Origin of the sequence: Actibacterium atlanticum (assembly GCF_000671395.1) — a bacterium.
Classification (GTDB): domain Bacteria; phylum Pseudomonadota; class Alphaproteobacteria; order Rhodobacterales; family Rhodobacteraceae; genus Actibacterium_D; species Actibacterium_D atlanticum.
This window is the reverse complement of sequence record NZ_AQQY01000015.1, coordinates 1-12919: the sequence shown is the minus strand read 5'-3', so window position 1 is coordinate 12919 and position 12919 is coordinate 1. Positions and strand designations below refer to the sequence as shown.

13 protein-coding genes are annotated in these 12919 nt (G+C 60.1%); 7 read left to right on the top strand and 6 right to left on the bottom strand.

The window, feature by feature from the left end; all coding sequences use genetic code 11:
* The first annotated feature begins 1 nt into the window (after position 1).
* Entirely contained in the window at positions 2-3397 is a 3396-nt protein-coding gene (locus tag ATO10_RS15335) for an efflux RND transporter permease subunit (protein WP_035253283.1), read from the top strand.
* Here ATO10_RS15335 and ATO10_RS15330 read toward each other — a convergent pair.
* Positions 3394-4140 carry a protein-disulfide reductase DsbD domain-containing protein gene (locus ATO10_RS15330; protein WP_162174105.1) on the bottom strand — a complete coding sequence of 249 codons (747 nt, stop codon included), beginning with the start codon at positions 4138-4140 and terminating at the stop codon, positions 3394-3396. The genes ATO10_RS15335 and ATO10_RS15330 overlap by 4 nt on opposite strands.
* Positions 4141-4329: 189 nt before the next feature.
* Here ATO10_RS15330 and ATO10_RS15325 point away from each other — a divergent pair, with 189 nt between their 5' ends.
* The gene (locus ATO10_RS15325; RefSeq protein ID WP_035253280.1) at positions 4330-4899 is read left to right on the top strand and encodes a YqgE/AlgH family protein; all 570 of its coding nucleotides are present in this window, start codon (positions 4330-4332) and stop codon (positions 4897-4899) included.
* Here the strand turns inward: ATO10_RS15325 and ATO10_RS15320 are convergent.
* Complete coding sequence (locus ATO10_RS15320) at positions 4896-5864, bottom strand: L-threonylcarbamoyladenylate synthase (protein ID WP_035253278.1); 969 nt, start codon at positions 5862-5864, stop codon at positions 4896-4898. The genes ATO10_RS15325 and ATO10_RS15320 overlap by 4 nt on opposite strands.
* Positions 5865-5978: 114 nt before the next feature.
* Here ATO10_RS15320 and ATO10_RS15315 point away from each other — a divergent pair, with 114 nt between their 5' ends.
* The 5 genes from ATO10_RS15315 to ATO10_RS15295 all read left to right on the top strand — a co-directional run bounded on the left by ATO10_RS15315 (position 5979) and on the right by ATO10_RS15295 (position 10110).
* The gene (locus ATO10_RS15315; RefSeq protein WP_035253276.1) at positions 5979-7697 is read left to right on the top strand and encodes an acyl-CoA dehydrogenase family protein; all 1719 of its coding nucleotides are present in this window, start codon (positions 5979-5981) and stop codon (positions 7695-7697) included.
* Positions 7697-8746, top strand: coding sequence for an MBL fold metallo-hydrolase (locus tag ATO10_RS15310; RefSeq protein ID WP_035253275.1), 1050 nt, complete (start codon positions 7697-7699; stop codon positions 8744-8746). The genes ATO10_RS15315 and ATO10_RS15310 overlap by 1 nt, the downstream gene beginning before the upstream one ends.
* The gene (locus tag ATO10_RS15305) at positions 8747-9202 is read left to right on the top strand and encodes a DUF6173 family protein (RefSeq protein WP_035253273.1); all 456 of its coding nucleotides are present in this window, start codon (positions 8747-8749) and stop codon (positions 9200-9202) included. It abuts the gene before it with no gap.
* A 78-nt stretch (positions 9203-9280) separates the two neighbouring features.
* Positions 9281-9415 carry an aa3-type cytochrome c oxidase subunit IV gene (locus ATO10_RS15300; protein WP_035253270.1) on the top strand — a complete coding sequence of 45 codons (135 nt, stop codon included), beginning with the start codon at positions 9281-9283 and terminating at the stop codon, positions 9413-9415.
* Positions 9416-9468: 53 nt separating this feature from the next.
* Positions 9469-10110, top strand: coding sequence for a hypothetical protein (locus ATO10_RS15295; protein ID WP_051598189.1), 642 nt, complete (start codon positions 9469-9471; stop codon positions 10108-10110).
* On the opposite strand, the gene ATO10_RS15290 is transcribed toward ATO10_RS15295, so the two are convergent.
* The 4 genes from ATO10_RS15290 to greA are packed head-to-tail and all read right to left on the bottom strand — an operon-like array spanning position 10092 to position 12633.
* Entirely contained in the window at positions 10092-10427 is a 336-nt protein-coding gene (locus tag ATO10_RS15290) for an AzlD domain-containing protein (protein WP_035253268.1), read from the bottom strand. The genes ATO10_RS15295 and ATO10_RS15290 overlap by 19 nt on opposite strands.
* Entirely contained in the window at positions 10424-11125 is a 702-nt protein-coding gene (locus ATO10_RS15285) for an AzlC family ABC transporter permease (protein ID WP_035253266.1), read from the bottom strand. The genes ATO10_RS15290 and ATO10_RS15285 overlap by 4 nt, the downstream gene beginning before the upstream one ends.
* A 9-nt stretch (positions 11126-11134) precedes the next feature.
* The gene (locus tag ATO10_RS15280; protein ID WP_035253263.1) at positions 11135-12145 is read right to left on the bottom strand and encodes a hypothetical protein; all 1011 of its coding nucleotides are present in this window, start codon (positions 12143-12145) and stop codon (positions 11135-11137) included.
* A 17-nt stretch (positions 12146-12162) separates the two neighbouring features.
* On the bottom strand, positions 12163-12633 hold the full coding sequence (gene greA, locus ATO10_RS15275; protein WP_035253262.1) for a transcription elongation factor GreA: 471 nt from the start codon (positions 12631-12633) through the stop codon (positions 12163-12165).
* Between the last annotated feature and the right edge of the window lie 286 nt (positions 12634-12919).

The following is a 12919-nucleotide window of genomic DNA, read 5'->3' as shown; positions in this document are numbered from 1 at the left end:
CATGCGGGGACATCTGGGCGTGATCGGGGGTGTCCTATCGTATTTCACGCGCCATCGCACGGCGGCCAACCTGTTGTTGGTGGTTCTGGTGGTGCTGGGGCTGACGGCGCTGCCGCAAATGCGGACGCAGTTTTTTCCGGATGTGGTCAATGACGATCTGACCGTTGCCATCACTTGGGAGGGCGCAGGCCCCGAAGATGTGGACGCCGGGATCGTACAGGTGCTGATTCCCGCGTTTCTGGCCGTTGAGGGGATCGAAAGTTCTTCGTCGCGGTCGGTCGAAAACACTGCGCGTATGACCTTGACGTTCGAGCCGGGTTGGGACATGACCCGCGCGGTCGATGATGTGCAGCAGGTCGTGGATCGGACCACCACCTTGCCCGACGACGCCGAAGATGCCGTGATCACCCGCAATGCTTGGCGGGACAGGGTCACAGATGTTGTGATCTCGGGGCCGGTTGAGGTGACTCAACTGGGCCAGTTTGCCGATGAATTCATTGCCCGCCTGTTTGAACAAGGTGTGACGCGCACCACCATCCGCGGGGTCGCGGCGCCGCAAACTATGGTCGAAATCCCGACGGCCTCGTTGATTCGCCATGATCTGACGATGGCCGAGGTCGCCACCGCCATCGCCGCCGAGGTCGATACCGCCCCCGCCGGGGATGTCAGTGGCGCCAATGCGCGCTTGCGGGCAGGCACAGCCAAGCGCGCCGCAGATCAGATCGAACAGATCGAGCTGCGGGTCTATGACGATGGTTCGCGGTTGCTGATCGGCGACGTGGCGCAGGTATATACCGAGGGCGCAGACCGTGCCCGCAACTATTTTGTCGGGGACAATGCCGCGCTTTCTATTCGGGTTGACCGATCCGAACAGGGCGGTGCCGTTGAAATCCAGCACACCGTTGAAGAGGTTGCCGCCGCCCTTGAAACCAGCCTGCCCGAGGGCGTCAAACTGGAACTGATCCGCACCCGCGCAGAATCGATCAGCGCGCGCCTGAACATCCTGCTGGACAATGGCCTGATTGGTCTTGGTCTGGTTCTGGGGCTGTTGTTCCTGTTTCTGAACGTGCGCACCGCGTTCTGGGTGGCAATGGGCATTCCGGTGGCGATGCTGGCGACCATTGCGTTGATGTATGTCTCGGGTCTGACGATCAACATGATCTCTTTGTTCGCGCTGATCATCACCACCGGCATCATCGTGGATGATGCAATTGTGGTGGGCGAACATGCGGATTACCGCGCGCGCCGATTGGGCGAGGGCCCGCAAGAGGCCGCCGAGAACGCCGCCCGCCGCATGGCGTTGCCGGTGTTTTCCGCCACCATCACCACGGTGATTGCCTTCTTTGGCCTGACCATCATCAGCGGGCGCTTTGGCGAGCTGATCACAGATATCCCGTTCACGGTGATCGTGGTGCTGGCCGCGTCCTTGGTGGAATGTTTCCTGATCCTTCCCAACCACATGGCCCATGCCATCACCAAATCGCGCGAGGATCATTGGTATGATATGCCGTCGCGTTATGTGGATCGTGGTTTTCGCTGGGTGCGTGACACGGCCTTTCGCCCCTTCATGGCCGGGGTGATCAAGGCGCGCTATCCGGTGATGGCGCTGGCGATTGTTTTGCTGGCCTCGCAGATTGCGCTGTTCATGCGCGGCGATGTGCAGTGGCGGTTCTTTAGCCCGCCCGAACAAAGCTCTATTTCGGGCAACTTCGCGATGGTGCCCGAAGCCACCCGTGCTGACACCGTCGATATGATGCGCGAGATGCAGCGTGCTGCCACGGTTGTGGGCGCGCGTTACGAAGAAGAATTCGGGTTGAACCCGGTTGTCTATGCCTTGGGCGAGGTCGGCGGCAACACCGGGCGCGGCCTTGCAGGGGTCGAAAACAAAGAGGCTGATCTGAAAGGCTCTATTGCCATCGAGCTGCTGGACGCAGACTTGCGGCCCTATTCTGCATCGCGTTTTGTGGCGGATTTGCAGGATGAGGTGCGCTCTGGCCCCCTGACCGAGGTTGTCAGTTTCCGCCGCCACCGGTTTGGCCCCGGCGGGGACAGCCTGCATGTTGAATTCTATGGCGCCGAGGCCGCGCAACTGAAGAACGCCGCAGAGGATCTGAAACGCAGTGTCAGCAGCTTCGCTGAGGTCTCGGCGTTAGAAGACAACCTGTCTTATGATAAAGAGGAACTTGTCGTCGAACTGACCGCGCAAGGCCGGGCGCTGGGCTTCACCATTGATGATCTCAGCCGCGTGTTGCGCAACCGTCTGAACGGAATCGAGGCCGCGACATATCCCGATGGCACCCGCACCGCGGCGATCCGCGTGGAACTGCCCGAAGATGAACTTGCCGCCGATTTCATGGAGCGTACGTTGCTGCGCAGCGCGGGTGGGCAGTTCGTGCCGCTGGCCGATATTGTCTCGACGCAACGCAATGCGGGTTTTGCGACGGTGCGGCGCGAAAACGGTGTGCGGCTGATTGCCGTGACCGGAGACGTGGCCGATGACGATCCCGCCCGCGCGGCTGAAATCGCGCGTCAGCTGCAAGAAGAAATCCTGCCCCGCATCGCCGAAGAGCAAGGCGTGTCCTGGCAGTTGGCCGGGCAGGCCGAACAGGAAAATGACTTTCTAAGTGATGCGCTGTTGGGCCTGATCCTGTGTCTGGCGGGGATTTACCTGACCCTTGCATGGGTCTTTGCCAGCTGGACCCGGCCCTTGGTGGTGATGGCGATTATTCCCTTCGGTCTGATCGGCACGATCTATGGCCATGCCCTGTGGGATGTGCCCTTGTCGATGTTCACTGTTGTTGGGCTGATCGGCATGTCGGGGATCATCATCAACGATTCCATCGTGTTGGTGGGGACGGTCGATGAATATGCGGAAAACCGGGGGTTGTTCCCGGCCATCATTGATGCCGCGTCCAACCGGCTGCGGCCGGTGTTGCTGACCACGCTGACCACGGTGCTGGGTCTGTCGCCACTGTTGTACGAAGGGTCACGTCAGGCCGAGTTCCTGAAACCCACGGTTATCACACTTGTCTATGGTCTTGGATTTGGACTGGTGTTGGTCCTGCTTATCGTACCGGCTTTGTTGGCGATGCAGCAGGATGTCGGGCAGCAAATCCGTGCCATGCGCCGTGCCCTGCGTGCGCGCCAAAAGGCGCGCGGCTTGTTTGGCGTTGTGGCGCTGGCGGTGGTCGCGATGGCAGGGCTGTTTGCCGCAACCGTTGGGGCGGTGATGGCGCAAGGCAGTTTGCCGGGGCTTTGGCTGGCCCTATGGCCCGGATTGCAAAGCGCCCCGGCCATGCCCGTTGCGCTGGGCCTGTTTCTTGGCGTGCTGATGATTGTCTTGCTGGCGATTTATGGGGTTTCAGCCATCGTCTGGCGCCGAAACCTGCGCGCTTAGTTCAGTGCACAACCGGTGATATCAATCGCCTGATCCTGGGCCAAAACTGTGATGCGCAACGTTTCGGCGTCGACCTCAAAGGGCTGCGCGGCTTCGGGCACCAGATCGGTGACGGCGGTCAAGGACAGACCGCTGCGTACCACCGTCGTTTCGGCCACCCAGATGGTCGGATCGGCGGTTTCTACCACGACGATCTCGGAACTGCCGATTTGCGATACCGGGATGGAGGTCGTCAGGCGCATGCCATCGTCGATCGCCTCGACGGTGCAGGTGACATCCCCGACCCCGGCAAGGGCCGCTGTTTGCGGGCGGGCATCCAAGGCGGCCTGAATCGGGGCTGTTTGCGGCTTGGCAGGAAGTTCTGCCGTGATCTGGACGCTGGCCGGCACACAGACATCTAGGCAAACACCCAAATTGACCAGCGCGTTCATCGTAATCTCGGCGTCTGTTTCAGTGCGGGTGATTTCCAGCGGCAGCACGACTTCGTTGGCATACCCGATAGAGCGCATCCCGTTTTGATAGAACACCTCGGGGCGGGGCCAGTGCACTGCAACACCTTGGATGTTTGCAGATCCGGTCCAGTCAAACTGCGGCGGGATGCCCGCGGCCCCCGGCGCGCGCCAATAGGTTTTCCAGCCATCTGCAAGCACCAGACGCAGCCCGGCCATATGCGTGCCCTCACTGGTTTCCCAGCCCGGCAGGATCTCTGCCGTGACGACATCGTCAAATGGGGACTGGGCCATTGAAGGTCCGGACAGGCCCAAGGCGCCCATCCCGGAAAGGGCGGCTGCATGCAAAAAGCGTGTGTTCATGGCGTAATACATAAGCATTTCCGGCACACACAGAAATCACATTTGGGAGATGCGCTTGTAACTTTCCTTTTTCGTTCCTTCGTTACTGACAGGCCCCTGTTGCAACGTTAGGCTGAACCTATGAGCACGACCGACATGAATCTCAGCGGAAAATTTCTGATTGCCATGCCCGGCATGGGGGACCCGAGGTTTGACAAAAGCGTCGTGTTTATGTGCGCGCATTCCGAAGACGGCGCCATGGGTTTGATCATCAACAAACCCACGCCGGACCTGACCTTTCCGGACCTGTTGAAACAGCTGAAACTTCAGCCCGGCTACGGGCGCGACATTCGCATCCACTTTGGCGGACCAGTCGAACATGGGCGCGGGTTTGTGCTGCACTCGGCCGAGTATAACGCCCGGAGCGACTCGACGCTTGAGGTCGATGGCCAGTTCGGATTGACCGCGACGCAGGATATTCTTGAAGACATGGCGCAGGGCGAAGGCCCGCGTGAGACCTTGTTGGCGCTGGGCTATTCGGGCTGGGGTCCGGGGCAGCTAGAGGGTGAAATTGCCTCGAATGGCTGGCTGACCTGTGACGCCAGCGCCGCCATCGCATTCGACACCGAGAATGAAACCAAATGGTCGCGCGCGTTAAAGACCATGGGAGTTGACCCCCTGATGCTTTCCGCTGATGCGGGCCACGCTTAGTCGCGCGGCGCTGCCGCTCTTTTCAGCCTGTCATTGATTGCCAGCCCAAGCCCGTGTTCCGGCACCGGGGCGACCTCGATCACCTGATCAGGGCGGGCCTGCGCATCCAATGCGCGCAGATGATGGAACAGGTTCGCTGCGGCTTCGACCAGATCACCCCCCAATGACAGATTCAGGGTCGCGCCTTCGCAATCCGGCCCAAAACCAAGCCAGAGCGCATCATGGTGCGGTTTGGCGATGTTCAGGCGCATGCCCACCCGCGGTGCGTAATGCGAGGTCAGCTGACCGGGGGCAGAGATATCCGCCCCCTCGGCCCGGGCTGCGACAGGTTTGCCAAGGCACGCTGCGATGGCCTCTACCGGCAGACCGCCGGGACGCAGCAAGACGGGGCCGGTTTCATCGAACCCCAGGATTGTGGACTCTACGCCCACGGCACAGGCTCCGCCATCGACGACGGCGGCGATTTTGCCCGACAGACCGTCGAGAACGTGCTGGGCGCGCGTTGGGGAAATCCGCCCTGAGGGGTTGGCTGAGGGCGCCGCAACAGGGCCGCCAAAAGACTGCAGCACGCCTTGGGCGACCGGATGTTCCGGCACCCGGATCGCCACGCTATCCAGCCCGGCAGTGACCAGCGGTGACAACCCAGCATTGGCGCGTTGCGGCAGGACCAGCGTCAACGGTCCGGGCCAGAAGGCCTGCGCCAGTGCCTGCGCGTCCGGGTGGAATACGGCAAAGGTTTCAGCGCTATCCAGATCAGGCACGTGGATGATCAGCGGGTTGAAATGCGGGCGTCCCTTGGCGTGAAAAATTTGTGCGACCGAAGTGTCATTGCGCGCATCCGCACCAAGGCCGTAAACCGTTTCGGTAGGAAAGGCGACCAGCTCACCGTCAGACAGCAGCGCAGCAGCCTGCCGCAACCCGTATTCATCCGGGGCAAGGGTGCGTGTTTTCGTATTGTTGCTCATATGACGCCGCGTTCGTCTTGAAGGGGTGTAATCGCTGTTTAGGGTTGAGACCAACCTTTCAGTGACATACTGGGCAGCGCTGAGCTGCACAAGGACAGGGCTTAAGGAGAGGACATGCCGTATCGCGCGCCGGTAGAAGACTATCAGTTCATTTTCGACAAGATCGTCAGTATGGATGAGGTGGCCCAGACAGACCTGTTTGCAGAGGCCTCTCCTGATGTGACCGACGCGATCCTGACCGAAGCAGGCCGTTTGTGCGATGACGTCGTGGCGCCAGTGCAGCGCAGCGGTGATTTGCACCCGGCTGCTCTGGAAAACGGGGTCGTGCGCGCATCGCCGGGTTTCAAAGATGCCTATGACCAGATTGCCGAAGGCGGCTGGGTCGGGATTTCAGCCGACCCCGAATATGGCGGCATGGGGCTGCCTTATGCGATGTGCACTGCCGTAAATGACATGATGAGCGGCGCGTGCCTGTCTTTGCAACTGAAGCCATTGCTGAGCCAGGGTCAGATCGAAGCCTTGGAACATCATGCCAGTGACGCGCTGAAAGCGGCCTACCTGCCCAAACTGATTTCGGGCGCGTGGTCGGGGACGATGAACCTGACCGAACCGCAGGCGGGATCGGATGTGGGGGCAGTGGCCTCGAAAGCTGTCGACAATGGCGATGGCACCTATGCCATCAGCGGTCAAAAGATTTACATCTCGTGGGGGGACAGCGATCTGGTGGAAAACGTGTGCCACCTGGTGCTGGCACGTCTGCCTGACGGGGTGCCCGGCACCAAGGGGATCAGCCTGTTCCTTGTGCCCAAGTATATCCCCGACGCCGATGGCAAGCCCGGCGTCGCCAACAGCCTGCATGTGGTCAGCCTTGAACATAAGATGGGTCTGCATGGCTCTCCGACTGCGGTGATGGAGTTCGACAATGCCACCGGCTGGCTGGTGGGCGAAAAGCACAATGGCATGGCCTGCATGTTCACCATGATGAACAACGCCCGTCTGGGTGTTGGTGTCGAAGGTGTCGGCGTGGCTGAGGGCGCTTATCAAAAGGCGCTGGAATATGCTCTGGACCGCAAACAGGGCCGCAGCCCGATTGAAAATGGCACGGGCGCGATTGTGGATTTCGCCGATGTGCGCCGCATGTTGACCACCATGAAAGCCGAGATTTTCGCCGCCCGTTCGATCGCAGCGACCTGTGCGGTCGCGTTGGACTTGGGCCGCGCCACTGGCGGTGCAGATCATAAGGCGCGTGCCGCCTTTTTGACGCCGATCGCCAAAGCCTATGGCACGGATGTCGGCTGCGAAGTGGCCGAGATGGGCGTTCAGATACATGGCGGTATGGGCTTCATCGAAGAAACCGGCGCCGCGCAGTACTATCGTGATGTTCGGGTCACCGCGATCTATGAGGGCACCAATGGCATTCAGGCCATGGACCTTGTTGGCCGCAAACTAATGGATGGGGGCGAGGTCGCCTATCGTCTGCTGGAAGAGGTCGAAGCAAACTGTGAAGCCGGGCGTTCCCTATTGCCGGAGCTGGCGAATGATCTTTGGGCCATGGCCGAAAGCCTGCGTGAAACAACCGAGCATTTGGTTGATCAGGGCATGCAGGACCGGTTCGCCGGCGCAGTGCCGTATCTGCGGGCGTTTGCCCGGGTGCTGGGCGGACATTATCATTTGAAAGCAGCCTTGGCCGAAGGCGGCACCGGACCGCGCAGCGTGTTGGCCAGCTTTTTCATCAAACGCCTTCTGCCCGAGGCCAGCGCCGCATTGGCCCATGCCCGAGAGGGCGCCGAGGGCCTGTATGCGCTAAGCCCGCAAGACCTGGGCGCCGCCTGATGGACGGGGCCCGCCCCGGTATTTCCTATCCCTGGGCCGAGGCCCCGGCGCGCGGGCAGGTGACCCAAGTGGCCGAGGGCGTGTTGTGGTTTCGCTTGCCGCTGCCGATGGCGCTGAACCATATCAACATCTATGCGCTGGACGATGGCGACAGCTGGACAGTCATCGACACCGGCTTGGATACCGGCAAAAGCCGCGCGATTTGGCAGCAGATGCTGGATGGCCCTTTGGCGGGTAAGCCGGTGGGTCGGGTGATCGTCACTCACCACCATCCCGATCACATTGGTCTGGCCGGGTGGTTTCAGACGGAACAGGGCGCGCAGCTTTGGACGACCCGCACGGCGTGGCTCTATGCCCGCATGCTGGTGCTGGATGAACAATCCGCGCCAGACCCGCAAACCCAGGCTTTCTGGCGTAGTGCGGGGATGGATAAGGCGGTGTTCGATCAACGCATGGCTGATCGGCCGTTCAACTTTGCCGACACGGTTGCACCGTTGCCTTTGGGGTATCACCGTCTGCAGCAGGATGACGTGATCCAGATGGCCGGGCGGCGCTGGCAGGTGCATATTGGACACGGACATGCGCCCGAACAGGCCACGTTCTTCAGTCTGGATGACAATCTGGTGCTCGGCGCGGATCAGCTGTTGCCGTCGATTTCGCCCAACCTTGGGGTGTATCCCACTGAACCGGATGCAGACCCGGTGACCGATTGGCTGGAAAGCTGCGAACGGTTCAGTAGGATCGCCCGCGCTGATCATCTGGTTCTGCCCGGGCACAAGCTGCCCTTCACCGGCTTGCCGACCCGTCTGCGCCAGTTGATCGACAACCACCACGGAGCACTAAAGCGGCTGGACGCCCGCCTGAAAGACCCGGCCACCGCCTGCGACTGTTTCATGGCCTTGTTCAAACGCGAGATCACCGGCGGCGAGTACGGGCTGGCCATGGTCGAGGCCGTTGCTCATCTGAACCATTTGCTCCAAGCTGGCCGCGTGAAACGCTGGCGCCGCGATGACGGCGCGTGGCTGTGGCAAAGCCTGGAGGACGAGTAATTGGGTGACACCCCCGCCGAGAAAGATATCTGTGAAAACCCGTTGGCCCGTGTGGCCCACACGGACCCCGGCGCACCAGAGTCGGCCGAGCAAAAACCCTTGCCGGATTCAGTAACCCGCAAACCGGTGACCAAGAAAAGCCCGGCTGAATGGGCCTATCAGCGGCTGATCCTCTATATCAAAAACTTCGAAGAACAGCTGGACGCAGAACAAGAGATCGCCATGGGATTTACCGAAGGCGGTGCCGGAGTGCTGAAGATTGAAGGTGTTGGTTTCTTTGAACCTGACCTGATCACCTTTTATGGCTCGGACGGTGCTGGCGCGCGCACCCAGCTGATTCAGCATGTCAGTCAACTGAATGTGATGCTGCGCGCCCTTCCCAAACCGGAAGAAAACCCAAAAGCTAGGCGCATCGGTTTCAGGCTTGCTGAAGATTTGGAACAAGACACGGACTAAGACCAAGTGCCCCGTGACACCGCCGGGCAATTCGGCTATCTGAGATTCGAATGAACGGGAAATTTGAGGGAGACCACAATGTCGGAACATAAGCACGGTTCGATGGACATTACCGAACAGGAAAAAACCTTTGCTGGCTTCATGCGCCTGTCGGCCTATGTCGCTGCAGGCTCGATCGGCGTTCTGATTTTCATGGCTCTGGTCAACTCGTAATTTTCTGACCGGCGGGGGCAGACCCCGCCAATGCCTATCAAACGGGTCTGCTCATGCGCCGCATTATTGCTGTAATTTCGTTTCCTATTTTACTGGCTGCCTGTGGCGCCGAACCTGTTTGGGCCCCGGATGAGGCCGTTGCCGCCGCGGCCTATCGCCCGGCCTCAGAGCCGCCTTCGATCACACTGTTCACCATGGTCAACAACCGCTCGGACGAGGGCGCGCATAGTGGCCTGATGATCAACGCCAGCCAACGCGTTGTGTTTGACCCTGCCGGCACCTGGTGGCACCGGACTGTGCCCGAACGCAATGACGTGCATTATGGCATCACCCCGCTGATGGAACATTTCTATCTGGATTATCACGCCCGCGAGACGTATCGCGTGGTGGCCCAGACGGTGGTCGTCAGCCCCGAAGTCGCCGAGCGCGCCCTGCAACTGGTCGAAGCCCGGGGCGCGGTTCCGAAAGCTTTCTGCGCCAACTCGGTTAGTGCCACCTTGCGGGAACTGCCCGGTTTCGAAGGCGTCGGCCACAGCTTTTTCCCGGGCAAGATCATGGATCGGTTTGCCGAGGTCGAAGGCGTTGAAGCGGTAACCTATTTCGATAGCGATCCGCATGATCACGCGGCCAAGCTGACCAGCGGGCAGAAATCGACGAACCTGTATAAAGTGCCGGGTTACGCGCCCAAGCCGTAGATCATGCCATAGAGCGTGATCCCGCCACAGCAGATTGCCAACAGCACATTCTTGGTGAAATACCCCACCAACGCCGTGACCGCAGCGGCGCCCAGCCGTGCTGGATCCGGCTGGCCACCGGTGGCCTCGGGCCAGACCACCAAAGGGGCGATCAGGGCGGGCAGAACCGCCACGGGTGTATAGCGCAGATACCGCAGCACCCATTCAGGCAGGTCACGGTCCCCGATCAGGCCCAGAAACGAAAAGCGGATCAGGAAAGTGCCGATCCCCAGCAAGACGATGGTCAGCCATATCTGCGCGTCGCTCATGGCCGTCATGGCGCCCTCCGCTTCAAGAGCAGCTCAACCTGCGCGCCGGTCACCATGGCCACCAAAGCCGCGACCAACATGCCCGCGTTATACGGCAGCCCGGCCAGCAACAGGGCCATCACCACAGATACTCCTGCCGCCGCGATATGTGCCGCCGACCTCAAGGCAGGTGCGACAAGCGCCAGAAAGGTGATCGGAATGGCAAAATCCAGCGCGTATTCAGGCGGGATACTTTGGCCCAGCAACGCGCCAGCCAAGGTGGCGACATACCAGTTCGGGCAGATCGGGGTGATCACGCCAAACAGATAGGCCATGCGCTGGCTCACGGTCATTTCCGGGTGGTCTTCAAACCGGTTGATCCCGACCGCATAGGATTGATCCACCAAAAAATAGGCTGCCAATGCGCGCTGCCACAGCGGGGATTTTCCCAGATAAGGAGTCAACGAGGCCGAATACATTGCCATGCGCAGGTTCACGGCCAATGCCGTGGCCAAAACGATCAGAACCGGTGCGTTTTCGGTAAGCAGTTGAACGGCCGCAAACTGTGATGCGCCAGCGATCACCAGAAACGAAAACCCCATAACCTGCGCAAGGTTCAGCCCGGCCTCTGTGCCGACCACGCCGAAGAGCGCGCCAAACGGGGCGACAACTAGCAAAAACGGGGCGCCGTGTCGGACGCCCATCCAGTAGTAACTGCGATGCGTCATCGGTGTGCCTTAGTCGAACGTGCCAGAAACCCGGCCCAGCAGCATAAACGCGCGCGCTGTGCGGGTTTCGGCCAGATCAGAGAGTTCCTGATCGGTTGCGGTCTGTTCAAACTCGTTCAGCGTACGGTCAAATTGCCGCAGAAAATGGTGGGCCGTATCGCGAAAAACCGGGTCTTGCCGCATCCGCGCGGCCGACAGGGCCAGGCAGGAACGGTCTCGTACACCGCCCAAAGCCGCAACCGGCGCGCCACGTTCGCCGGCGGCAAACTTGCGCCAGACTTCGGGGCGGGCGCGATCGGGGCGCAGGTCATCCATATAGATGCCTTCCTGGCTGAGCAGGGTCAAAATGTCTTGCGCTGACCGCACCAGTTTAGCCGCGTCACGATCCTGCAACGCCAGACGCAAGGCGCGGAATCCGTCAGCATCGTCCGGTGTTTCCGGGAAGTTCAGCGCGGTGATGAAATCGGCAACCTCCAGCGGCGGGGCCAGTTCTTCGGCCGGGGTGCCAAGCGCCAACGAGGGTTGATCAGTGTTGGGTTCAACATCGACTTTGGGCAGCGCCTGAACGGGGGGCCGGGTGCGGCTGCTGGTGAAGGTCGCAATCGCGCTTTCGGCCTGCTTTTGGGACTCGGCGATTTCATCCAGCTTCTGTTCGACACTGGGTTTGACCGCCATCGCGGCACTGCGCTGTTGTTCGATATAGCTGTTGCGCATCGAATCGATGGCTGCCTGCAACCGGTTGGATTCTTCGCGCATGACACGGGCGCTTTTGGCTGCTGACGTGCCAACCCAGATCAGCGCGACAGGCATCACGATGGCCAGAAATGTGACTGTAAAAGTCAGAGGGTCAAAACCCGGCGCGCCCTCTTTGCCGTCCATAACAACAAAAAACAAAGCAGACCCCGCCAGCCAGACAAGGCTCAGGGCGACGGCGATAACATCCGCCGAATCCGGCCCGCTACGCGCTTCCTTGCGGCCATACACACCCATTTGGATGGATTTATCTTTTTTGTCTGACATGTCTGTGGGCCGATGCCTCAGATATACTGGACGCTGACGATCTCATAGCTTTTGCCACCGCCCGGCGTTCTCACTTCGACACTGTCACCTTCTTCTTTCCCGATCAAGGCACGGGCCAGCGGCGACTTCAGGTTTAGCAAACCATTCTCAATATCGGATTCAGGTTCGCCGACAATCTGATAGGTCTTTTCCTCGTCAGTATCTTCGTCAACCAGTTCGACCGTGGCGCCAAACTTGATTGCGCCCGACAGTTTCGAGGGGTCAATCACGTCAGCCAAAGACAACAGGCCTTCCAGCTCTTTGATGCGGCCTTCGATAAAGCTCTGCTTTTCACGGGCAGAATGGTACTCAGCGTTCTCGGACAAATCGCCATGTTCACGCGCTTCGGCAATGGCTTTGATAATGGCAGGACGTTCCACCATCTTCAGGGTCTTGAGTTCAACTTCAAGCGCGGCATAGCCGCCGCGGGTCATCGGTATCTTTTCCATCACTCTCATCGGACGTAGCTGAGGGGCTGCCGGGATCGGCGGCCTCGGGTGAATACATTAAGACACCTGACCCCAGCGCGCAGTGATTTGCAAGCGAAAGCACTACGACCAATGAAGAATGCTGCGCCGCAACGAAACTTGGGTGATTCAATTGACGGCGCGTATCCGCCTAATATATCCGTTTCGGGATGATGTTAGGGGAGCCTAGTGCTGCTAGCGCTAAAGGAGTTTGCATGACCGAGATCGAACGTGAATCGATGGATTATGATGTTGTGATTGTGGGGGC

What these genes read in the sequence shown, in the direction of transcription:
- greA (WP_035253262.1), bottom strand. Translation starts at nt 12,633, where the DNA reads ATGGAAAAGATACCGATGACCCGCGGCGGCTATGCCGCGCTTGAAGTT.
- ATO10_RS15290 (WP_035253268.1), bottom strand. Translation starts at nt 10,427, where the DNA reads ATGACGGCCATGAGCGACGCGCAGATATGGCTGACCATCGTCTTGCTG.
- ATO10_RS15335 (WP_035253283.1), top strand. Translation starts at nt 2, where the DNA reads ATGCGGGGACATCTGGGCGTGATCGGGGGTGTCCTATCGTATTTCACG.
- ATO10_RS15320 (WP_035253278.1), bottom strand. Translation starts at nt 5,864, where the DNA reads ATGAGCAACAATACGAAAACACGCACCCTTGCCCCGGATGAATACGGG.
- ATO10_RS15295 (WP_051598189.1), top strand. Translation starts at nt 9,469, where the DNA reads ATGCGCCGCATTATTGCTGTAATTTCGTTTCCTATTTTACTGGCTGCC.
- ATO10_RS15285 (WP_035253266.1), bottom strand. Translation starts at nt 11,125, where the DNA reads ATGACGCATCGCAGTTACTACTGGATGGGCGTCCGACACGGCGCCCCG.
- ATO10_RS15300 (WP_035253270.1), top strand. Translation starts at nt 9,281, where the DNA reads ATGTCGGAACATAAGCACGGTTCGATGGACATTACCGAACAGGAAAAA.
- ATO10_RS15310 (WP_035253275.1), top strand. Translation starts at nt 7,697, where the DNA reads ATGGACGGGGCCCGCCCCGGTATTTCCTATCCCTGGGCCGAGGCCCCG.
- ATO10_RS15325 (WP_035253280.1), top strand. Translation starts at nt 4,330, where the DNA reads ATGAGCACGACCGACATGAATCTCAGCGGAAAATTTCTGATTGCCATG.
- ATO10_RS15330 (WP_162174105.1), bottom strand. Translation starts at nt 4,140, where the DNA reads ATGGCCCAGTCCCCATTTGACGATGTCGTCACGGCAGAGATCCTGCCG.
- ATO10_RS15280 (WP_035253263.1), bottom strand. Translation starts at nt 12,145, where the DNA reads ATGTCAGACAAAAAAGATAAATCCATCCAAATGGGTGTGTATGGCCGC.
- ATO10_RS15315 (WP_035253276.1), top strand. Translation starts at nt 5,979, where the DNA reads ATGCCGTATCGCGCGCCGGTAGAAGACTATCAGTTCATTTTCGACAAG.